22 protein-coding genes and 1 pseudogene are annotated in these 21,028 nt (G+C 61.2%); 12 read left to right on the top strand and 11 right to left on the bottom strand.

The features are described 5' to 3' along the window. Positions 1-253 precede the first annotated feature (253 nt). Both JFU04_RS20125 and JFU04_RS20120 read left to right on the top strand, forming a co-directional pair. Positions 254-556 carry a type II toxin-antitoxin system RelE/ParE family toxin gene (locus JFU04_RS20125; protein ID WP_201145529.1) on the top strand — a complete coding sequence of 101 codons (303 nt, stop codon included), beginning with the start codon at positions 254-256 and terminating at the stop codon, positions 554-556. Between the two features lie 4 nt (positions 557-560). Next, a complete protein-coding gene (locus tag JFU04_RS20120) occupies positions 561-914 on the top strand; it encodes an addiction module antidote protein (RefSeq protein WP_201145527.1) in 354 nt (117 codons plus the stop codon). Positions 915-1,023: 109 nt separating this feature from the next. On the opposite strand, the gene gudD is transcribed toward JFU04_RS20120, so the two are convergent. Beyond that, positions 1,024-2,349: a glucarate dehydratase gene (gene gudD, locus JFU04_RS20115; protein WP_065904417.1), complete on the bottom strand. Its 1,326-nt coding sequence runs from the start codon at positions 2,347-2,349 to the stop codon at positions 1,024-1,026. 19 nt (positions 2,350-2,368) lie between these two features. Beyond that, positions 2,369-3,729, bottom strand: a pseudogene (locus tag JFU04_RS20110) (MFS transporter). A 339-nt stretch (positions 3,730-4,068) separates the two neighbouring features. Here JFU04_RS20110 and JFU04_RS20105 point away from each other — a divergent pair. The 5 genes from JFU04_RS20105 (at position 4,069) to JFU04_RS20085 (ending at position 10,139) form a co-directional block, all read left to right on the top strand. After that, positions 4,069-4,779 (top strand): FadR/GntR family transcriptional regulator, encoded by a 711-nt coding sequence (locus JFU04_RS20105; protein WP_065904421.1) that lies wholly within the window; start codon positions 4,069-4,071, stop codon positions 4,777-4,779. A 24-nt stretch (positions 4,780-4,803) separates the two neighbouring features. After that, positions 4,804-5,499 carry a tRNA (adenine(22)-N(1))-methyltransferase gene (locus tag JFU04_RS20100; RefSeq protein ID WP_201145525.1) on the top strand — a complete coding sequence of 232 codons (696 nt, stop codon included), beginning with the start codon at positions 4,804-4,806 and terminating at the stop codon, positions 5,497-5,499. Between the two features lie 129 nt (positions 5,500-5,628). Beyond that, positions 5,629-5,919 (top strand): DUF3144 domain-containing protein, encoded by a 291-nt coding sequence (locus JFU04_RS20095; protein WP_065904424.1) that lies wholly within the window; start codon positions 5,629-5,631, stop codon positions 5,917-5,919. A gap of 220 nt (positions 5,920-6,139) precedes the next feature. Continuing rightward, positions 6,140-8,197 (top strand): methyl-accepting chemotaxis protein, encoded by a 2,058-nt coding sequence (locus JFU04_RS20090; RefSeq protein ID WP_201145523.1) that lies wholly within the window; start codon positions 6,140-6,142, stop codon positions 8,195-8,197. A 202-nt stretch (positions 8,198-8,399) separates the two neighbouring features. After that, positions 8,400-10,139, top strand: a complete 1,740-nt coding sequence (locus JFU04_RS20085) for an OPT family oligopeptide transporter (protein WP_201145521.1) — start codon at positions 8,400-8,402, stop codon at positions 10,137-10,139. A gap of 10 nt (positions 10,140-10,149) precedes the next feature. On the opposite strand, the gene JFU04_RS20080 is transcribed toward JFU04_RS20085, so the two are convergent. Then, positions 10,150-10,776: a LysE family translocator gene (locus tag JFU04_RS20080; RefSeq protein WP_201145519.1), complete on the bottom strand. Its 627-nt coding sequence runs from the start codon at positions 10,774-10,776 to the stop codon at positions 10,150-10,152. Positions 10,777-10,917: 141 nt separating this feature from the next. Between JFU04_RS20080 and JFU04_RS20075 the strand changes: the two genes are divergently transcribed. After that, complete coding sequence (locus JFU04_RS20075; RefSeq protein WP_201145517.1) at positions 10,918-11,544, top strand: glutathione S-transferase family protein; 627 nt, start codon at positions 10,918-10,920, stop codon at positions 11,542-11,544. Between the two features lie 52 nt (positions 11,545-11,596). Here JFU04_RS20075 and solA read toward each other — a convergent pair whose 3' ends face one another. The 3 genes from solA to JFU04_RS20060 all read right to left on the bottom strand — a co-directional run bounded on the left by solA (position 11,597) and on the right by JFU04_RS20060 (position 14,671). Next, entirely contained in the window at positions 11,597-12,781 is a 1,185-nt protein-coding gene (gene solA / locus JFU04_RS20070) for an N-methyl-L-tryptophan oxidase (protein ID WP_201145515.1), read from the bottom strand. Between the two features lie 182 nt (positions 12,782-12,963). Next, on the bottom strand, positions 12,964-14,223 hold the full coding sequence (locus JFU04_RS20065) for a hypothetical protein (RefSeq protein ID WP_106803147.1): 1,260 nt from the start codon (positions 14,221-14,223) through the stop codon (positions 12,964-12,966). Between the two features lie 97 nt (positions 14,224-14,320). After that, positions 14,321-14,671: a hypothetical protein gene (locus JFU04_RS20060; RefSeq protein ID WP_201145513.1), complete on the bottom strand. Its 351-nt coding sequence runs from the start codon at positions 14,669-14,671 to the stop codon at positions 14,321-14,323. A gap of 94 nt (positions 14,672-14,765) precedes the next feature. On the opposite strand from JFU04_RS20060, the gene JFU04_RS20055 reads away from it, so the two are divergent. Beyond that, positions 14,766-15,248 (top strand): GNAT family N-acetyltransferase, encoded by a 483-nt coding sequence (locus JFU04_RS20055; protein WP_201145511.1) that lies wholly within the window; start codon positions 14,766-14,768, stop codon positions 15,246-15,248. A 13-nt stretch (positions 15,249-15,261) separates the two neighbouring features. On the opposite strand, the gene JFU04_RS20050 is transcribed toward JFU04_RS20055, so the two are convergent. Then, positions 15,262-16,125, bottom strand: coding sequence for a LysR family transcriptional regulator (locus tag JFU04_RS20050; RefSeq protein ID WP_065904438.1), 864 nt, complete (start codon positions 16,123-16,125; stop codon positions 15,262-15,264). Between the two features lie 111 nt (positions 16,126-16,236). Between JFU04_RS20050 and JFU04_RS20045 the strand changes: the two genes are divergently transcribed. Beyond that, positions 16,237-16,863, top strand: coding sequence for a LysE family translocator (locus tag JFU04_RS20045; protein WP_201145509.1), 627 nt, complete (start codon positions 16,237-16,239; stop codon positions 16,861-16,863). A gap of 12 nt (positions 16,864-16,875) precedes the next feature. Here JFU04_RS20045 and JFU04_RS20040 read toward each other — a convergent pair whose 3' ends face one another. Both JFU04_RS20040 and JFU04_RS20035 read right to left on the bottom strand, forming a co-directional pair. Continuing rightward, positions 16,876-17,412, bottom strand: a complete 537-nt coding sequence (locus JFU04_RS20040; RefSeq protein ID WP_106803150.1) for a hypothetical protein — start codon at positions 17,410-17,412, stop codon at positions 16,876-16,878. 364 nt (positions 17,413-17,776) lie between these two features. Further along, a complete protein-coding gene (locus tag JFU04_RS20035; RefSeq protein WP_201145507.1) occupies positions 17,777-18,238 on the bottom strand; it encodes a hypothetical protein in 462 nt (153 codons plus the stop codon). A 247-nt stretch (positions 18,239-18,485) separates the two neighbouring features. Between JFU04_RS20035 and JFU04_RS20030 the strand changes: the two genes are divergently transcribed. Continuing rightward, the gene (locus tag JFU04_RS20030; protein WP_201145505.1) at positions 18,486-19,046 is read left to right on the top strand and encodes a hypothetical protein; all 561 of its coding nucleotides are present in this window, start codon (positions 18,486-18,488) and stop codon (positions 19,044-19,046) included. 120 nt (positions 19,047-19,166) lie between these two features. Here JFU04_RS20030 and JFU04_RS20025 read toward each other — a convergent pair whose 3' ends face one another. Beyond that, on the bottom strand, positions 19,167-19,517 hold the full coding sequence (locus tag JFU04_RS20025; RefSeq protein WP_065904448.1) for a DUF7079 family protein: 351 nt from the start codon (positions 19,515-19,517) through the stop codon (positions 19,167-19,169). Between the two features lie 218 nt (positions 19,518-19,735). On the opposite strand from JFU04_RS20025, the gene JFU04_RS20020 reads away from it, so the two are divergent. Continuing rightward, positions 19,736-20,029 carry a hypothetical protein gene (locus JFU04_RS20020; protein WP_065904450.1) on the top strand — a complete coding sequence of 98 codons (294 nt, stop codon included), beginning with the start codon at positions 19,736-19,738 and terminating at the stop codon, positions 20,027-20,029. A gap of 466 nt (positions 20,030-20,495) precedes the next feature. On the opposite strand, the gene JFU04_RS30425 is transcribed toward JFU04_RS20020, so the two are convergent. Continuing rightward, positions 20,496-20,627, bottom strand: coding sequence for a hypothetical protein (locus JFU04_RS30425; RefSeq protein ID WP_274610241.1), 132 nt, complete (start codon positions 20,625-20,627; stop codon positions 20,496-20,498). Positions 20,628-21,028: the final 401 nt, after the last annotated feature.

The following is a 21,028-nucleotide window of genomic DNA, read 5'->3' as shown; positions in this document are numbered from 1 at the left end:
AAAAAAGAGTCAGAAGCACGGGGCCAGTGGTCTGGTGACGCCACCCTAACCCAGCGGTGACGAGGTTTTTAATACGAAAAATTGCTATCGAACTGCGGGCTGGTTCTATCGGCGCGACGGGAAACAAGCACTCACAGAATCGCCCGGCCCCATGTACCGGGCGTGAACTAGGATTTTTTCTTCGGGGAGCTCTGCGCAGCTTGAAAAATCACTAGCATCGGCAGGGAGTAGCCAGTAGGCTACATGTGAATCTGTGACCAACATAATCGGCAGGACGCCAGAGTTTGATACATGGCTGGATGGAATGAGGGACGTTTGTGGAAAAGTGGCGGTTCTGACTCGGTTGGATCGCGCCGAAGACAACAATTTTTTTGGCGATTGCGAGCCTGCCGGTAACGGCCTCAGTGACATGCGTATTTTTGTCGGGCCCGGCTACCGGATCTACTTTGTACGCACGGGCATCACCGCCTACTTGATGCTGTGGGGCAGTGACAAAACCGACCAGCAAAGAGGCATCAAGCGCGCCAAAGAGATTCTGGATGCCCTGAGAGGTTAACCAAATGAGCAATTCGACATTCAAGCCAGAGGACATGCCGATCCTCGATCTGGATACCTCCGGTACCCAGGTCTATGAAGCTTCGCGCTTCCTCGACAGCCCTGAAACTATCAGTGCTTACCTTGCGCAAAGCATGAAGTCGCAAGACCTGCAGATCCTCATGAAGGCGCTTGCCGAGGTTGCCAAGGCACAAGGTGTGAACAAGGTGGCCGCGGCGGCGGGAGTGAATCGCGAGAGTCTGTACAAGACGCTCAAGGGCGGGTCTAAAACGCGCTATGAGACCGTGCAGAAACTGATGCTGGCGTTAGGCGTGGAGCTGACGGTGCAGCCGATCAAGCGAACCCACTCGGCGAAGTGACCACGATCGCCAGTGGGAGCTGGCTTGCCTGCGATGGCGATGGGGCAGGCCACCTCAGAGTTGCTATCGCAGGCAAGCCCACTCCTGCATTGAGCGGGCGTGTGAGTGCCTAGCGCACCAGGCACGGTTGCTTGTTGTTGAAGCTCCAGCCCGGGATCAGGAACTGCATCGCCACGCTGTCATCGCGCGCGCCGAGGCCCATGCCTTTGTACACTTCATGGGCCTTGGCCACGGCGTCCATGTCGATGTCCACGCCCAGGCCAGGCTTGGCGGGCACCTTCACGTAGCCCCCTTCGATCTTCAATGGCTCATGGGTCAGGCGCTGGCCGTCCTGCCAGATCCAGTGGGTGTCGATGGCGGTGATGTCGCCCGGTGCGGCGGCGGCCACCTGGGTGAACATCGCCAGGGAAATATCGAAGTGGTTGTTGGAGTGCGAGCCCCAGGTCAGGCCCCACTCGTTGCACATCTGCGCGACACGCACCGAGCCTTGCATGGTCCAGAAGTGCGGGTCGGCCAGCGGGATATCGACCGATTGCAGCTGGATCGCGTGGCCCATTTCGCGCCAGTCGGTGGCGATCATGTTGGTAGCGGTCTTGAGGCCGGTGGCGCGGCGGAATTCGGCCATGACTTCGCGGCCCGAGTAACCGTTTTCGGCACCGCATGGGTCTTCGGCGTAGGCGAGCACGTGGTGCTGGTCGCGGCACAGGCGGATGGCTTCTTTCAATGACCACGCGCCATTCGGGTCAAGGGTGATGCGTGCGTCGGGGAAGCGCTCGGCCAGTGCGGTGACGGCTTCGATTTCTGCGTCACCGCTCAGCACGCCGCCCTTGAGCTTGAAATCATTGAAGCCGTACTTGGCTTTGGCGGCTTCGGCCAGGCGGACTACGGCCTCCGCCGTCAGGGCTGTTTCGTGACGCAGGCGGAACCAGTCATCATCGGCCTCGGCCTCGTTGCGATATGCCAGGGTCGTTGCGTTGCGGTCGCCGATATAAAACAGGTAGCCGAGCATTTTCACCGCATCACGTTGCTGCCCTTCGCCGAGCAAGGCGGCCACCGGCACTTCCAGGAATTGACCCAGCAGGTCGAGCAGCGCTGCTTCCATCGCCGTGACCGCGTGGATGGTGATGCGCAGGTCGAACGTCTGCAGGCCGCGACCGCCCGCGTCGCGTGAGGCAAAGGTGCTGCGCATCTGGTTGAGGATGCGCTGGTACTGCCCGATCGGTTGGCCGATCACCAGGCTGCGCGCGTCCTCCAGGGTTTCGCGGATACGTTCGCCGCCGGGCACTTCGCCCACGCCGGTGCGGCCGCTGCTGTCCTTGAGGATGACGATATTGCGCGTGAAGTAAGGCCCGTGGGCGCCGCTCAGGTTGAGCAGCATGCTGTCGTGGCCGGCCACGGGGATGACTTGGAAGTGGGTGACTACTGGGGTATTCATGGCACGTTCCTGGATAAGGTCAGAGAGGTTTGCTGATGGCTGCGCCCACGGGCACAGCGCCGGGCGAGGCCAGTACGGCGGACGGTGAGGTCTTGGCAAAGAACACTAGGATTGCGGCGAGCACTGATGTGCCTGCCAGGCCATACAGGCCGCCCTGGATCGAGCCGGTGGTCTGTTCGAGGAAGCCGAAGGTGGTCGGTGCGACGAAGCCCCCAGGTTGCCGATGGAGTTGATCAGCGCGATCACGGCTGCAGCGATGCGCACATCCAGATAACCCTGGGGGATCGGCCAGAACAGCGAAGACGCCGACTTGAAGCCGATGGCCGCAAAGCAGATCGCCACGAAGGCGAAGATCGGCCCGCCGGTGGTGGACATGAACATGCCGGCAGCGGCAATCAACAGCGCGGCCGCGACCCAGGCCTGCTGGAACTTGAACTTGCTCGACAACGACGCGAACGCGTACATGGCGATGATCGAGATCAGCCACGGGATCGAGTTGAAGAAACCGACCTGCACATCGCTCAGGTCGCCCATCTTTTTGATGATGCTCGGCAGCCAGAACGTCGCGGCGTAGATGGTCAGCTGGATGCAGAAGTACAACGCGCAGAACAGCAGGATCTGGCGATCCTTGAGCAGCTTGCCGAGCGTCGGCTTGACCGTGGTCAGGGCTTCACGCTCGCGCTGTTCCTGATCGATGGCGCCGACCAGTGCGTCCTGTTCTTCGCGGGTCATCCATTTGGCGTCGTGGGGGTTGGAGTCGAGCCAGAACCACACGAAGAACCCCAGCGCCACGGAGGCCAGGCCTTCGATGGCGAACATCCATTGCCAGCCGTGGAAGCCGAACCCTTCGATCTGCAGCAGCGCACCGGAGAGCGGGCCGGAGATCAACGAGGCCACCGCCGAGCCGCTGAGGAAAATCGCGATGGCTTTACCGCGCTCCACACCCGGCAGCCAGCGCGTGAAGTAGTAGATCACCCCAGGAAAGAACCCGGCCTCGGCCACGCCCAACAGGAAGCGCAGGATGTAGAACTGGGTTTCGTTCTGGATGAACGCCATCAGCGTGGCGACGATGCCCCAGGTGAACATGATGCGGGTCAGCCAGATGCGCGCGCCGACCTTCTGCAGCAGCATGTTGGAGGGCACTTCGAAGAGCGCGTAGCCGATGAAGAACAACCCGGCACCCAGGCCGTAGGCCGCAGCGCCGATGCCGAGGTCGTGCTCCATGTGCGTGCGCACGAAGCCGATGTTGACCCGGTCGATGTAGTTGAGGATGAACATGATCACGAACAGTGGGAGCACGTGGCCCTTCACTTTGCTCACGGCGCGCGCGAGGACCGAATCACTTTCTGGAGCGGCAGATGCATGGCTTGAATTGTTCACAAATTCAAAACTCCCCCTGATTTATTTTTATGCGGGTTTGCGTGTCTTGTTGATAGACATCATACAAGTGATTTTCCGAAGGCCGCAATGCGGTCATAAGTGAATTTGTTCTTATAAGGCCGATGCTCGACCAATTATTTTGGTTATGTGCCAGCATTTACTTGGTTTTTAGAGGGCTTTGGTACCCAGGAATGATGTGGGTGTCTGACGCTGGTAGTGATGCGGAGATTAGGGGTTAAGATTGGTTGTCATACAAGTTAAGCCAGGGCAAATCAACTCAGCCGTGTCGCCGGGCGGGATGTTAAGCTCGCACCAGCCCAACCCCGTGGACCCGCAACGATGCCGATTGACAGTGGAATGCCCGTCCGTAGACGCTCCAACAACCTTGCCCAAGGCGTGGTCGACGCGCTGACCCAGCGCATCCTGCTCGGGCAGTTGAAGCCCGGTGAAAAGCTGCCGTCGGAATCCACCATCGTCCTTGAGCATGGCGTGAGTCGCACCGTGGTGCGTGAGGCCATTTCCAAGCTGCAGGCGTCGGGGCTGGTCGAGACCCGCCATGGCATTGGCACCTTTGTGCTGGCGCAACACGCCCGCCAAGGCCTGCGCTTGCACGTGGACACGGTTGCCAGTGTGCGCAACATGCTCGAGTTGCGCCTGGGCCTGGAGGTGCAGGCGGTTGCGCTGGCCGCGTTACGCAGGACCGACGAACACCTGGCGCACATGCGCACTGCGCTCGACGATTACCAGGCGTCGCTGGCCAACAACGACAGCTGCGTCGAAGAGGACAAGCGTTTCCACCAGTTGATCGCCGAGGCCACCGGCAATACCTTCTTCACCGAAATCATGCTGCACCTGGGCAATGCGATGATTCCGCGCACCCAGCTCAAGGGGGATGAGCGTGGCGGTGCGGACTTTGCCCAACTGGGGCAGTTGGCGAACCTGGAGCATGAGGCGATTTTCAACGCGATCAAGCGCCAAGACCCGGACGCTGCCCGCGCCGCAATGGTGCTGCACCTGACCAACAGTCGGGATCGGTTTTCGGGTGAGTAATTTTGTGTTGATAAGGAACAGCTGTTGAACCCACAGACATTGTCCATGCGCCTGGAGCGCGTGGCGGCGAACGTGCCCGCTGGCGCGCGCCTGGCCGATATCGGCTCGGACCACGCTTACCTGCCAGTCGCGTTGATGCGACGCGAGTTGATCACCGCGGCGGTAGCGGGGGAGGTGGCGACCACGCCGTTCCATGCGGCTGTGCGCACTGTGCGTGAGAATGGCCTGGAGCAGCACATTACCGTGCGCCTGGCCGATGGGCTGGCGGCGATAACGCCGGCGGACCAGATCACCGCGATCAGCCTCTGCGGCATGGGCGGCGAGACGATTCGCGACATCCTGGAAAGTGGCAAGGCCCACCTGAGCGGCCGTGAGCGCCTGGTCCTGCAGCCCAATGGCGGCGAGCAGCCGTTGCGTCAGTGGTTGATGGACAACGGTTACGCGATCCTCACTGAAGAGCTGCTGCGCGAAAACCGCTTCTACTACGAAATCATTGTGGCCGAGCGTGCCCCGCCGGTGAGTTATACCGCTGAGCAGCTGTATTTCGGCCCACTGCAGATGCAGGCGCGCAGCCCGGAGTTCCTGGCCAAGTGGCAGCGCATGCTGCGCCAGAAGCAGAAGACCCTGGCCAGTTTCGAGCAGGCGCGGCAGGCAGTGCCGCAGGAGAAGGTGCAGGAGGTTGCGCGGCAGGTGCGGTGGATCAGTTCGCTGCTGGCCTGATGCGTTTTGGTCGGCGCCGGGCCTGCTGTCGGTGGTGTTCTTGAGCAGGCTGGCGCCAGGCCGGGCTCCTACGCTGGCGGGGGGTATGGTTCAATGGCGGCCATCATTCACTTATCCTGGACATCCGCCATGGCAGACGCCACTGACCAAGCCTTCTATGACCGTGCAGACGCGCATATCGAATTGTCGAACGAGCAACTCAAGACCTGTGAAAACCTCGGCGAGGTCAGCGCCTCGATGATGTTCGGCACCACCCGTTTCAATGCCTGGGCGAGTGCGCGCAACTTCAAGTCCGGTGCGGAAATGGCCGAGGCGCGCGAGGCGATGTTGAAGTATTTCTGCGATCAGTACCGGATGATGCTTGAAGATAACCTCGACGATCACATCAATAATTTCAGCCAGTACATGCTGGTGAAATAGCTCACTGTTACAGGTGTGCCCAGACCTTGAGTGCTTTTGCCCCATTTTCGCGCACACCTCACCTGCCTTCGTGCGTCACACCGTCTATTTCGGGGCATGCTCCCTGCGGCCCGTATCTTGCTAGTGCCTTCCCAGTCAATGACATGGCATTTTGCCGTTAGTCATTTCAAGGCTTTGCCCACCGCTGTACGCGTGGGTTGTTTTTGGGGAGTAGTCGGACATGCACAGCCTCTTGTCACCCGGTATCCGCCTGCTCGGGCGTTTCGGCTTTGCGCGCAAATTCCAGATCCTGTTTTTCCTGTTCATGCTGCCCCTGGCGGGCAGCCTGTGGATGATTGGGGCGGACTATCGCGACAAGTTAACCGTGATTTCCAGCGAGCAATCCGGCGTTCGGCAACTGCTGGCCCTCGATGCGCTGGATGCCCAATTGACCGCCCAGCGCAACCTGGCGGCGCGCTGGAAGGCCGCAGACATCCTGCACGCCCCCACCCCCGCGGCGAAGGCGGCGATGGACAAGGTCGATGCGAATTTCCCGCTGATCCTGCAAAGCCTGCAGGCCCTGGGCGAGTCGCTGAAAAGCCAGAACGCCAGCGCCGACACCCTGGCGCGCTTCGAGGCGCTGCAAGCCAGCGTCAAGGGCATGGACTCGCAATCGCTGCGCACCGTGGGCTGGTGGCCGGACGGATATGACCGTTTTACGTCGGCCCTGACCGCGATGCAAACCCTGCGCGAGCAGATCACCCTGGACGCCGGCCTGATCCTCGACCCATGGCTGGAAACCTATTTGCTCATGCAGATTTCCACCCAGCACAGCCCCGATCTGATCGAGCGTATCGGCCGCATGGCCAGTGTCGGCCAGTCGTCCATCGCCTCGGGGCAGTTCACCCTGCAAAGCCGTTTGCAGATGCGCGATCTGCGCGGTCGCATCGGCGATGCGCGCGACCAGTTGGTCAAGGCCGCGGCGTCGCTCAAGGCCAAGCAATACGCCGGCCTGGAGCCCTGGACGGCGCAATACGACAACAGCCTGCAACAGCTCGATAACCAGCTCAAAGTCCTCGACGACGGCGTGTTCGGCGGCACCATCAAGCTCGATACCGCAGCCTTTGAGGGCAGTGTCGACGCGATGCTCGACGGCCTGGGCGCGCTGCGCAACCAGTCGCTGATGTCGCTGGACGCGCGGCTCGGTTACTACCGCGACCGCTCGCTGCAAAAATTCGTTCCGGTGGCCGCGACCTTCAGCCTGTTGGCGTTGGCGGCCCTGTACCTATTCATCTGCCTGCAGGCTTCGATTCGTCGCAGTGCCAGCGGCATCACCACGCTGGCCGAATCCTTGCGCGACGGCAACCTGTGCGTGGAAGTGGCGGTGGAAGGGCGCGACGAACTCGCCGCCATCAGCACCGCGCTCAACGTCGCGGTGGTGCAGTTGCGCACCAGCCTGCTGGGGGTCAACCATGAAACCCAGCAGCTCGGTTCGGCGGTGCTCACCCTCAATACGCAGTCGGGCAGCACCCTCACCGAGGTCGAGGACCAGCAACAGCAGATCAGCCAGATTGCCGCAGCGGCCACCCAGTTGGCCGCCACCTCGATGGGCGTCGCCAAGAGTTGCGAACAGGCCTCGGGCAGTGCCCAGCAGACGCGGCGCATCGCCGAGGACAGCAGCCGCGACAGCCAGCGCACCACGGCCAGTATCCAGCAGCTCAACCAGCGCCTCACCGACACCGCCGATGCGCTGGAGCAAGTCAGCCAGCAGGGCCAGCAGATTCAATCGGTGGTCGACACCATTCGAGGCATCGCCGAGCAGACCAACCTGCTGGCGCTCAACGCAGCGATCGAGGCCGCGCGCGCCGGCGAGCAGGGGCGCGGCTTCGCCGTGGTGGCCGATGAAGTGCGCAGCCTGTCGCAACGCACCCAGGCCTCGACCGCACAGATCGCCGGCACGGTGGACAGCCTGCGCGCCACGGTCAGCCAGGCAGTCAACCTGATGGGTGCCGCGTGCGAACAGGCGCTGACCGATGCCGAGTCGGTCACAGGGCTGGGCACGCGCCTGGGCGAAATCGCCGGTGCAGTGCAGAACGTCACCGACACCCTGGCGCAGATCGCCACGGCGGTGGAGGAGCAAGCGGCGACGGCGGATGAAGTCAGCGGCAATATCCAGCAGGTCGACCAGGCGGCAGGGCGCTTGCTGGACGGTGCGCGTGCGGTCAATCGCGCGGCGGACACCCTGAGCAAGGGCAGCCAGGCCTTGAGCGACAACACCGCACGGTTTCGCCTGGCCTGATCTGGCGTGGGAGCGGGCTTGCCCGCGAATGCGCCGGGTCAGCCACCGCCTCCCTCACTGACCCGCCGCGCTCGCGAGTAACCCCGCCCCCACGGCACAGCAGCGGTGTTTTCCGGCCCCGGTTATGTTCGCCACCTGAACCTTCGGTGGATACAGGGCTCACTTGTTAGGTCGCCCTGTTCCCTTGCCGAAAGGAATCCGCATGCCTGCAACCTCGCCAACGCTGCCTCCGTGCGGCCCTGTCGAACGCGAACTGAGCCTGCGCGCCGTGATCACCGGGAGCGTGCTCGGTATCCTGCTGACGCCCTCCAATGTGTACGCCGGGTTGAAGATCGGTTGGTCGTTCAACATGTCGATCATTGCCCTGCTGGTCGGTTATGCCATCTGGCAGGGCCTGGCCCGGCGCACTGCCGAGCCACTGCCGTGGACGCTGCACGAGAGCAATATCAACCAGACCGTCGCCTCGGCGGCGGCGTCGATCATCTCCGGCGGGCTGGTCGCGCCGATCCCGGCCTACACGCTGCTGACCGGTAACCAGCTGGACGCGCTGCCGATGATCGCCTGGGTGTTCTCGGTGAGCTTCCTGGGGATCTGGATCGCCTGGTACCTGCGGCCCTCGTTGCTGAATGACAAGGCACTGAAGTTCCCCGAAGGCATGGCCACCCTCGAAACCCTCTTGCACATCTACAACCACGGGCGCGAGGCCGCGACACGCTTGAAGGTGCTGCTCGGCGCCGCGCTGTTGTCGGGGCTGGTGAAATGGGTGGACACGTTTTGGTGGGCGATCCCGCGCTGGGCGCCGAGCGCATCACTGGAGCGCCTGACCTTCACCGCCGACCCGTCGTTACTGCTGGTGGGGTTTGGCGGCATCATCGGTATTCGTGTGGGCCTGACCCTGTTGCTGGGGGCCTTGCTCGCGTGGGGCGGCCTCGGCCCTTGGCTTTTGGCGCAGCACCTGGTGACGTTGCCGGCCGACAGCAGTGGCCCGCAGTTCGCGGCGTTGGTGGAGTGGTTGCTGTGGCCGGGCGTGAGCCTGATGGTGTGTTCCACCTTGGCGTCATTGGCGATTCGCTTGTGGGCGTTGCGCGCCGCCACCCAGGCAGCGGGCGGGCGCACCTGGAGCGTGCCCCGGCCAGGGCCGGCTGCGGGGTTCGTGTTATCGATCGTATTGGTCGTTTGCCTGCAGGCGGTGTTGTTCGGCATCAACCTGTGGATGGCATTGTTGACGATTCCCTTGGCGATCTGCCTGGCCGCCGTGGCCGCGCGGGTGGTGGGCGCCACCGGTATTCCGCCGATCGGCGCCATCGGGCAGCTGTCTCAATTGAGCTTTGGCATCGTCGCGCCCGGCCAGGTGCCGATCAACCTGATGAGCGCCAACACCGCCGGCGGCTCGGCCGGGCAATGCACGGATCTGATGAACGACTTCAAGGTGGGCAAGGCGATTGGCGCCACGCCGCATAAGCAGGTGATCGCGCAGATCCTGGGGATTTTCATCGGCAGCATCGTCGGGGTGTTCGCCTACCTGGCACTGATTCCGGACCCGCAAGCCATGCTGCTCACGGAAGAATGGCCGGCGCCGGCGGTCGCCACCTGGAAAGCCGTGGCGCAAACCCTGACCCATGGCCTGGAGTCACTGTCCACCAGCATCCGCTGGGCGATTGCCATCGCGGGCCTGGTTGGCGTACTGCTGGGCATTCTCGACAGCACACTGTCTACCCAGCGGGCGCGCTACCTGCCCAGCGCCGCTGCCCTGGGCCTGGCCTTTGTGTTGCCGGCGTCGGTGTCACTGATGATGGCGCTCGGCGCCATCCTCACCTGGCTGGTGAGCTGCCGCTGGGCGAGCCTCACCGAACGCTTCGCCATTACCGCCGCCGCCGGGTTGATTGCGGGGGAGAGCATCACCGGTGTCGGCGCGTCGTTGTGGGCCATGATGAATGGCTGATCACGCCTGTCTAGCGCTGTTGCAGGGCGATTTTCAGCCCGAGGCCCATGAACAGCGTGCCGATGATTTTGCCTTCCCAGCGACGCAGCCGGGCCAGGCCTTTGATCATGCGGCTCAAGGGGCGAATCGAGAGTGAAATCAGGCTGGTGTAGACCGCGCTGAGTCCCGAGAAAATCAGGCCCAGCACGGCGAACTGGAGCAGGGACGAGCCGGATTGCGGGTGGACGAACTGTGGCAGGAAGGCCAGGAAGAAAATTGCTGTTTTCGGGTTCAGCACCTCGGCGCCCACCGCCTGGAAAAACGCCTGGGTCGGCGTCACCTGCGGCAGGTCTGCGCGTGCGTAGGTGCTGGTCTTGGCCATGAACGCGCGCACGCCCAAATAGACCAGATAACAGGCACCCGCCCACTTCACCAGATTGAACGCGGTGGCGGAGGTCATCAGGATCGCCGACAAACCCAGGGCCGCGCCGAGCGTATGGATCAAGTCGCCCGTGGCCACCCCCAGCCCGGTCGCGATACCGGCCTGGCGTCCGCCCTGGACGGTACGGGTGATTACCAGCAACACGGCAGGACCGGGGATCAGGAACAGGCCGATGACCACGGCTATATAGGTGATGAGCGCGGTGAGTTCAAACATGGCGAGCTGTCCAGTTGAAGGCAAGGCCCTCAGTTATCCTCAGGTTTGGCATGAATGCAATACTGTTTGATTCAGGGCACTCCACGGCGACGGCGTAGTCTTGTTCTAGACACCCCTCACTCTCGTCCTGCGGAGCTTGCCATGATCACGGTCCACCACCTCAACAACTCGCGCTCACAGCGCATCCTGTGGCTGCTCGAAGAACTGGGCCTGACTTACGAGATCAAGCGCTACCAGCGCGACCCGAAAACCAACCTGGCGCCGCCGGAACTCAAGGCCATCAACCCGCTGGGCAAATCCCCGGTGATCGAGGACGGCGCGCTGGTCCTGATCGAATCCGCCGCGATCATCGACTACCTGATCCGCCGCCACGGCGCAGGCCGCCTGCAGCCCGATCCTGCCACGGCCACCTACGACAAGTACGTGCAATGGCTGCACTTCGCCGAAGGCTCGGCGATGCTGCCGTTGATGCTCAACCTCTACGTCGGCCGCCTGGGTGAGGCGGGCGCGCCGTTGCACCCACGGATCGAGTCGGAGCTGGCCAACTACCTGGGCTATTTGAACGATGTGCTGGCGGATTCGCCTTACCTTGTCGGCGACGAGTTGAGCGGCGCGGATATCCAGATGAGCTTCATCGGTGAAATCGCCAAGGCCCAGGGCAAGCTCCAGGCCTACCCGAACCTCGCGGCGTGGGTGCAGCGCTTCCAGGCGCGACCTGCCTACCGCAAGGCGGTGGAGCAGGGCGGCGAGTACGCGTTTGCCAAATAAACTCAGCGCAGGCGAGGCCTATCCGCCTCGCCCCAGCCTCGCCTCCAGCGCTTTACTGCGGCGCTAATGCCTGGCCTGCAAACCGCTTCAGCGAAAACGCCGACAGGTCCAGGTCGCTCGAACCGCGGATACACCACTGCGCAAATGCCTCGCCCAGTGCAGCCGAGTGCTTGAAGCCGTGCCCCGAGCACGGCGACACCACCAGGGTGTGCTGCAGCGTGGGGTGCTGGTCGATGATGAAATGGTGATCCGGCGTCACCGTGTAGGCGCACACCGCCGACTTGACGACTTTGGACGTGACCCCGGCAATACGGCCTCGTACCTGCTGCTCATACATTGCCTGCTCCTCAGCGGCCGAGACCGTGCGGTCGAGTGTTTCGGGGGTGGACGCAGTGTGGTACTGCGCCGTGGCAATCTTCAACGTGCCCTCGCCGGGCAATGCCGGGAAACCGTAGTTGGTATTGCCCTCGCCCTGGCCGTGCGTGAGGATGTAGGTCGGTGATTTCCCCACCAGGTCGGCCCCCGGCTCAAGCTCGAACCAGAACAGCTGTTGCCGATACACCTTGAGCAGTTGATCAAACGGCGCGCCAAGCAGGCCGCCGGCCCAGTTGCCCGCACTCACCACCAACTTGTCGGCCTGCAGCGTGCGCCGGTCGGTGGTCACGGTGACGCCGTGATCGTCCGCGCGGATAGCGGTCACGGTCTCGCCCTTGTACAACGTGGCGCCGTGCTGTTCAGCCAACCGGAGCTGCACCTCGATGCAACGCTCTGGCCGCACAAAGCCGCCGCCCGGTTCGTAATAGCCGATGGCGCTGTCCACCACGTGGGCGAATTGCGCAAAGCGCTGGCGAATCTGCGCCGCGTCCAATACTTCATGTTCGATGCCGTAGGTGTTCGCCAGGCCAATGGTGCGCAAGGTGAAGTCCGATTCATCGCTGGGGTCGAAATCATCGCGGGAGGTCAGTACCAGCAACCCGGATTGTTCGAACAATGCCTCCCCCGACGCGGCCTCAAGCTCACGCCAGATACGGTGCGAGTTGCGCACGATGGGCACGTACTGCGCGCCTTCACCCACCGACAGCCGCGTGATGCGGGTGTCGCCATGGCTGGAGCCGAAGGTATGGGGCGGATGATGACGGTCGATGCCGGCGACCTTTACCCCGGCTTTGGCCAATTGGTACACGGTGGCGGCACCCATGGCGCCCAGGCCGATGACCAGCGATTCATAACGTTCCACTGTCGATACTCGCTAGAGAGGGAGGGCGCTTAGTTGAGGGCAACGGCGGCTAAAACACAATGGGGGGCGGGATGTTTCAGGCCGGTCAATGTGCGCTTGGGCGAAACCGCGCAACGTTTTTGCGAGGTGCCGAGCTTTGCGTTGCCGGTGAAGGGCTCACCGGCAACCGATAACGCTGCCGGTCAGCGCACCACGTCCAACGCGGTAATTTCATTCACATAGTGAAATTCGCTCGACGTCGATTCCAGCGTCAACGCGACGCCCAGGTCCTCGATGAAGGCGCGCGAGGTTTTGTAGTCGCCCTGGTCGCACGCGAGCCGGATGGCGTCCCCGGTCAGCGTGGCAAACACCTGGCGCGCCGGGAAACGCTCGCCGACCTTGCAGGTCAACGTCGTGTCGTTCGGTTTGTCGGTGGGCTTGGCCGGCACATTGACCATGCTCAGGTGAGCGGTCAGCGTCTGGCCCGGCGTCCAGCTGGTCGGCAGCTTCAGCTCGGCTGTGCGGGTTTGCAGCACCCGCCCGTCACCCACGCCGTTCATCTTCGATTTCAGCTGGATCAGGTCGGCCTGCATCAGGCGGTCGACGTTGAAGACCGGTCCGTAGACCTCGTTCTTCACCAGCAGGCCGCCCTCGGCCTTGAGCGTCACCGACGTCGGCGAATCCTCGCTGCCGTCGCCCTTCTTGGACAGGTAGGTGTAGCTCAGCGTCTTGAACTTGGGTTGCAGCAACGGCGAATCGAGGCGTTGCAGCACGGCAGCCGGCACCTCGACATCGCCGAGGCTGGTTTCAACCTGGGTACGCGGGTAGTCGACCGGCGCGATGTCCGGTCGCAACATCGCCAGCAGCGCTGCGTTGACCCCACCCTGCACCGAACAACTGATCCGCGACTGCGTGCCTTGCTTGCCTTCCGGTTCGATGATCAGCACGCGCTCGACATTGCGCGTGCCCGGCGCCTTGCCTGGCTGGGGCTTGATCGAGCGCCAGCTGTTGCCGACCTTAAGCTCGCTGCGCGTGTATTCGTGTTCGCCTTTGAACAGGAAATTCGGTTGGTCCAGCAACGGCGCCAGGCGCTGAGCCACTTCATCGATATTGCCCTGCGCAATGAAACCCCAGTAATAGTAGAGCCCCAACGGGCCGAGGTCGGCGACCTCGTCGTTATAGGCCAGCAGTTTCAACCCGGCGATCGGCGGCGCGCTGACCGGCACGGCGTTGGCGTTGCGGTTGGTGCGATCTTTCACCGCGATCCAGGTGTAGTTCTTTTCCTGCTTGAGCGGCGCATAGGCCTGCCAGGCATCGCGATGGGTGTTCAAGCTGCTGAAGAAACTCGCGTCGCAACGGGCGAAGGCCTTGAGCGTGTCGGTCAGGGCGGCGTCATCGGCGTGGGCGAAGGACGGTGCCAGCAGGGCGCAGGCGAGGACGAGGGCGGACGCAGGCAACTTCATTGGGCGGGATTTCCGTATCGAGGCGGGGAGGTGGGCATTATCCAGAAATTGAGCGCCAGCGCAGTCAAAATGTAGGCGTTGTCGAGCGTGTCGCCTTTCAGCCCAGGCGTACACGCCAATCACCGCCGTGCTGCAGGCGGCATTCTTCTTCGCTGTCAACGCGTACGCAGCGGTCCAGGCGCACCGCGCCGGCTTCGGCAGCGGCCAGCGCAATGCTGGTCAGCTCACGCAGGCGCTGGTCAGTGCCGGCGGCGAGTGCCTGGTCTTTGCTGGCGCGGGTGTCGAACACCCAGATCACCCGCAGGCTTTGGGGGAAGGCGGCGTAGTCGACGGTGTGGGTCAGCCACTCGAAGCCAGGGATTTCGGCTTTGGCGGTTTCGCAGGCGTCGGTGAGGGTGGCGACGAGGCGGCGTTCCAGGCGCGTGGCTTCGCGTGGGGTCAAGGGCATGCGGGGCTCCGGGATGTCATGTGTTTTTCACGAGGAGGTCCCAGACTAATGGGCTGGTTGCATTGTGCAAATCCATTTCAAGGAAAGTGCCCTCATGGACGACGCTGTTACCTATCGACTTGCCACGCTCGATGACGCACTGAGCCTGTGTGAACTGGGGCAAGTGCTCTGCGACGTGCACCATGCTGCGCGGCCCGATATCTATGCGGCGCCCACCGAGGATTTTTCCCGCGATCTTGCCCATTGGTCTGGCCGGTTCGAAAAGGCAGGCCAGGTTGTCTTCATCGCGCATGCGGGCCTTGAGGCCGTGGCCTTTATTACCGCCAGCCTCTCAGCCAGCAGTGGGCCGCTGATGCAGCCGCAGACTGTCGCGCGCGTAGGCTCGGTGTGCGTAGCCGAAGCGTATTGGGGCCAAGGTATTGGCCGCCACCTTATGGGCCTGGTTAAAAACTGGGCGCTGGTCAATGACGCGCAGGATTTGCGCTTATCGGTGTGGTCGTTCAATGAGCGTGCCGTGCGCATGTACACCGAGTTGGGGTTTGAGAGGCGTGCGCTGGAGATGGGAATGCGTCTGTAGCGCGGGCCGTCGACTACACCGGCGCCCTTAATGCGCTGATGATGAACGCGTGCAGGCTATTCACCGCCTTGGACCCGCGCGAGGCGCGGCTGCGCAGGATCGAAACTTCCATCGGCGCGATAGTGCCCAGGCCATGCTCGGCGCTCAACACCTGCAGCGATGGCTGCACGGTGCACTGGGTGATCGCGGCAATCGCGAGGCCGCCCTCGACGGCGGCCACCTGGCCGGCGAGGCTGGAACTGTTGTAGACCACCTTGTATTGGCGCCCCTGCTGGGCCAGTGAATTCACCGCGTAACGCCGCGCCAGGCTTTCACTTTCGTAGACCGCGATAGGCAGCGGGTCTCGGCGCCACAGTTCGAATTGCGGCGAGCCCACCCACACCATCGGCTCCTTGAACAGAAAGGTGCCGCTGTGGGACGAGTCGCGGGACACCAGCGCAAGGTCAAGATCGCCGCTGCGTAGACGCGGGATCAGCGTGGTCGACTGCTCACAGGTGAGTTCGATTTCGACCCCTGCGTAGCGCGGCGAAAAACGCTTGAGCACCGGTGTCAGGTAACTGGCGGCGTAGTCCTCTGCAACGCCGAGGCGGATGCGTCCGGTCAATGCCTCACCGTTGAAGGCCGCCTGGGTCTCGGCGTGCAGGGCAAGCATGCGGCGCGCGTAGCCCAGCAGCGTCTGGCCGTCATCGGTGAGTTGCAGGTGCCGCGGGCCACGGTTCAACAGCGGGCGTCCCAGTGCGGCTTCGAGTTTCTTCATCTGCATGCTGACGGCGGACTGCGACCGGTTAACCTCCTGGGCAGCGCCAGAGAGCGACCCCGCGTCCACCACGGCGACGAAACATTTGAGCCAATCAATCTGCAGATCGCTGGACGGCATTGCACTTACCTGTATTCGTTAATCGAATGGCTGCGACGTGAATAATGCGCTTTTCAGGGTGATTGTTCACTCGCAAGATAGGCGCTTGCCCCCCATTTGCAGGATCTGATCATGCCATTCGACACGTGGCTGCTGTACCTGGTGACCTGCTGCGGCATTGCCGTGGTGCCAGGACCCAATGCGTTACTGGTGCTGACCCATGGCGCCCTTCACGGCAGCCGCAGGACGTTGTTCACCATCAGCGGCGGCGTACTCGGCTTTGCCCTGGTGCTGACGCTGTGCGCGCTCGGCCTGGGCGCACTGATCAAGGCCTCGGCCACCTGGTTCACGGCCTTGAAGGTGGTCGGCGGGCTGTATCTGATCTGGCTGGGGTTTGGCCTGTGGCGGTCGCCGCCGGTGAGCCTCGAGACCACTGCGACGCCAAGCCTGCGCCGCTGGCCGTTGTTTCGCCAGGGGCTGGTTTCGGCCCTCTCGAACCCCAAGGCGTTGCTGCTGTTCACCGCGTTTATCCCGCCATTCCTCGACCCGCACCGCAGCATCATCGCGCAGACAGCCGCCATCGCGCAGACAGCCGCCATCGCGCTGACTTACGCCGTCGTGGAGTTCGCGGTGGAATACCTGGTCGCCAGCGCCGCACACCGAGTGCGCCCTTGGCTGGCCCGAACCGGGCGCCGCTTCAATAAAGTCTGCGGCGGTTTTTTTGTGCTGTTCGGGCTGGCCTTGCCGGCGCATAGCTGAAGGTCGTTGGCCTTAGAAGTTGTCGCCCCATTTGCACAACTTGCTGTCGCCCAACGGTTCGAAGCTGAACGAGCGTGTGCCCACCTGCATTCTCTTGAGGATCACCGCGCAGCTACCAAGCCCGGCCGCCTGCAGTTCGTAGTCCGCGCCAGCAACAGGCACAAAAGTGAACATGTTGTAGCAACGATTGCCGATGTAATGAAACGCGATGGGCTGCCCGGCGGGCACCAGCAGCTCACTCTCCACGGTGGAGGGTAACTGCACGGCGGTGGGCTGCATGCCGAGCTTTTCACCGTTGCGATCAGCATAGCCGTCGCGCTGCGCCACCATCACCCCCGCGCCAGGCAGACGGAAGTTGATGCAGTCCGACTTGGGCACGGCGCGGACCATGCCGTCGCTGATCACTCGCACGCGGGCAGTGTCGCCGCTGGTGGGCGATGAGTAGGGAGTGGAGAAGGAGCGGACATCCGTCAGCGCTCCACACCCGCTGAGCAATGCCAGCAGGCTGATTCCGACAAGCGAGTTAAGCGCGCGCGGCGATGTGTACATGAGGTGCTCCCTGCGGATTGACGGTCAAGAACGCCCTTTTTTCAGCGCAAAAGGGCCAGCGCGAAAGTGGCTGCACACACAGCAGCCATTGTGTACCAGGCCCGGTCGGCTTATTGCCCGGCCTGGCTGACAGGGGTCACGTTGCGGGTGTGATAATCGCCCGACGCGTCCTGGATGCAGTAATTGGGGGAAATCGGCTTTTCCTCGCCGGCTTTCAACTCAACCACCTCATTGCGGCACGTTGTCTTGAATGTTTGCGACTGGAATGCCTGCCGGATTTCATAGTCGGCGCCTGCGCGTGGCACAAAACTCACGGGCGCTGAAGAGCAACTGGACCCGGACGTGACGAACGCCACAAACGCGATCAGCGGCTGCCCGGCCGGGACCACATGTTCATCGAAGTACCTGCGCGTCTCATCGATCTTCGCGCTGACCGGGGAGGGGGCATGCCGATGACATTGTTCTGGTAGTCGGAAGGCCACATGCCGAAGATATCGCCGCTCTGACCGCTGGGCACGATACGCGAAGGATTCCATCCTTGCGGCCGTTCGCGGGCCGCCAGCGCTTTTACGTAAGTGTCGTTGAAATACTGCTCGCAGCTTTGGCCGGAGACAAAACCTGCGTAGGCCCCTTGCCCGCTGATCAGGCGGATGCGCGCCGTACTGGCGGGGTCGTACTTGGCCATCTCGGCCGGGTCCTGGACATCGGTTTTCTTGAAGGTGCAGCCCCCGACAGCCAACGGCACGATGAGCAACAGCCCCAGGCGTGCGATGACAGTGCCCAAGCCGGTATGAATTGATGAGCGCTTGCTGGCGTCCTGCTTCATTATTTTCTCCCTGTTAGTGGCGCAACCTTGGTGATGACGGGGTTTGGGCAGGCGTTTGCCTTCAAAGTTCGCAGGCTCGCATTGGATTGGGCAAAGAAAGCCGGGCGGCTGCCTTTTTCCCCTGCCGATGTGTCGCGCGTACAGTCCGCCCTGTTATTCTGATTCAGCAATCCGGGGTGTAGATAAGATGCCATACGGCATTAAGCGACAGGAATGTCGGCTAATTGATGGTTAGGGAAAACTGAGTATGCGTCGCTTAATAGCCCATTGGTTTGTGTTTGTCAGCATTGCGATACTCTGTTCCGGCTGCACATCTTATTCGTCCCAGCCGACAATCAACGCACACGTTGAGCCCGAAACAAAAGAAATCATCTCCAGCTTCAGTTACGCAATAAACTCCCCCTGGAAAGCCAGTCGCTTCGGCAAGGACGCGTACGCAGCGACACTCAAGGTTATTCCCGATGCCCAGGATACGAGCTCCAGCCTTGCCGCCCCGAGCCTGCCGGCATTGGAAATAAAGATCTCGGAGTTTTCATCTGGCGGCGCGTGCGGACAAGAGTACTTGACGGGCCTGAGCCTGGGCTTGATCCCCAGTTGGTGTACGCGGACAAACCTTTTCAAGTTTGATTTTATATTGAACAAGGATCAGCGCTTTTGCAGGCAGAAAACCTACTCGATCAACTCCACGTCGTTTTCACATCTCACCATGATTCCGTTTGCACTCTTCAATACGGACAATCAGCCATTGACGCTCTATCAGGCGGCGCTTAAAGATTTCCTTCGGACAGGTCAATGTGCGACGCCTTGAGCGGCGGCGGCTACGAGAGGGGCTCATACCAAGCGTTGGGGCGTTCGAAATTTATCTCTGTTTATCGGTAGCTTCTGGCCTATACGCCCGGCTAGCCACCAGGGGCATTGATGAGTCAGGTCAGGCATATCCCGGCGGAAGGCGGGTTGCCACTTGCTCCCAGCATCTTCTGATTTCTTTGATAATGCTGCTGTCACCCTGTTTTTTCGTAGAGACCTCACACACCGACAAATGCTCTAACAGCCACTCATCTGTCCATCCCGCCCATTCACCTGCAATGGATTTGAGGTTTGCTTCAAGTGCCGGGAAAACTTCACCCCATAGGATGCTGTGAATTTCCTGGGGCGAATAGCCTGTTTCCACGACTACGCGAGCGACATAGTCAAACGTCGAGTCGGTGATCTCTGTATCTAGGAAAAACTCTGAAAGTGCCTGCCAGATCTTCAGGCGGTTTGTGTCGACAGTTTCCATGCAATATCCCGAAGCTGGATGGCGCCCGGAGGCCAGAGGGTAGGGTAGCCGAAAAAGCGTTTAGACAGATATTCGCCGTCGGGACGGGCTGCTTTAGATACAAAGCGGCTTGTCGTGAAGGGTAGCAATCGGCCAGAAGCGGACCTTCATTTTAGATGCATTCATTCGCCTATAGCGGCCTGTAGTAGAATGCGGATTTGAACAAAAGAAGCTTCATCATGGATGTTCACGCACTTGAAGAAAGCAGTGTCTTATCGATCACAATGGACCAAGCCCATCGCTATTTCGAGATGGTTGTCAGACTGGATGACGGGTCCAGAAACAAGCTGATGGCGTGGAACGCGGACGGCACTCAGCTAGCTATCAGGCTTGGCGCTCTTAAACTTCAAAACATCAGCGAACTCGGAGAGCTTGAAGGGATAAATATCGTTGATAATGTTCTATCCCTTGAAGGCGATTTTGGAGATATAACGATCACAGCCACCTCGATTTTGATTGAAAAGCTGATGTAACTACCGTGCGGGAGGCTACTTCGAGCTGAATGCTAACCGTCACGGATGTCTGATTGTGGCCGATAACTGACTTTCTGATTGGAAAGGCCGAGCTGGAAGGGCTGATAGGCAGCTAGTACGCTTGAGTCTCTCGAATGATAGGAACCTGACATGGGACATGATTGCTCGTTGCAGATCGAACGCGCCGCTTATGAGGAGTTCGTTCGGCTGTGGAGTCAAGGAAGCTTCGAGCATCAGCGACTGGGCCAAGCGTTTTACAACCACTTCAATCTACACAAACTCACCGATCAGGCCGGATTACACGGTCTATATGAGACCGACGGTGATAAAGCCTCACGCTTGATCTTGAGGCTTTTCCACCTTCACTGAGTGGCAGCTATCGACCCTAAGCTGCCCTTCGCGAAAGGCGGCAATCGGCCAGTAGCAGCCGCTTGCGAGTGACATCTGTAGAATCACAGCGGGCGAATCACTTAACAGGTAATCCACCAACAAAAAAAGGAATGCGCTGAATTTCCATCTCGCTCATTTCTCGCCAATCGCTACGCAAAATACCGCACTCAAGCTCGGCGCTTTCCATTGCCTCTTCTAATCCAAGCATCAAGTGGTCACCTTCAAACTGGATCGTTTCGTAGTCCTCAAAGCGGATCTCAGATACATCGGGTTATCACCTTCTATTTCTAGGCCGAAAAGCACGAGTGAGGTTACGCCAGGCCGAAATTCGTTGAGTTTCCTTACTTTTGCAAAAAAACAATTCGTAGGTTGTGGCATGACCTCGGTCGCCTTATATATTGTGGGCTTTCCATTTCATAGGGCTGCTTTAGATCGATTTGAGCCGGCCGCAACTGGCAGCTTTTTTCGGCCCAGAGCAGCCTTCCGGCACCGACAGAAGTCGGCCGTTTGGCGCTGAGACTGCCTACAGTCATTAGCTGCTGCTAGTATCAAGCGCTCAACCTAGCTAGCCCCTGCATCGATTCACGTTTACTATATTTCCAACTCGTA

The sequence above is a fragment of the Pseudomonas sp. TH21 genome, assembly GCF_016651025.1.
GTDB classification, from domain to species: Bacteria; Pseudomonadota; Gammaproteobacteria; order Pseudomonadales; family Pseudomonadaceae; genus Aquipseudomonas; species Aquipseudomonas aylmerensis.
The sequence above is the reverse complement of the archived record's forward strand: the minus strand, read 5'-3'. Positions and strand labels throughout refer to the sequence as shown.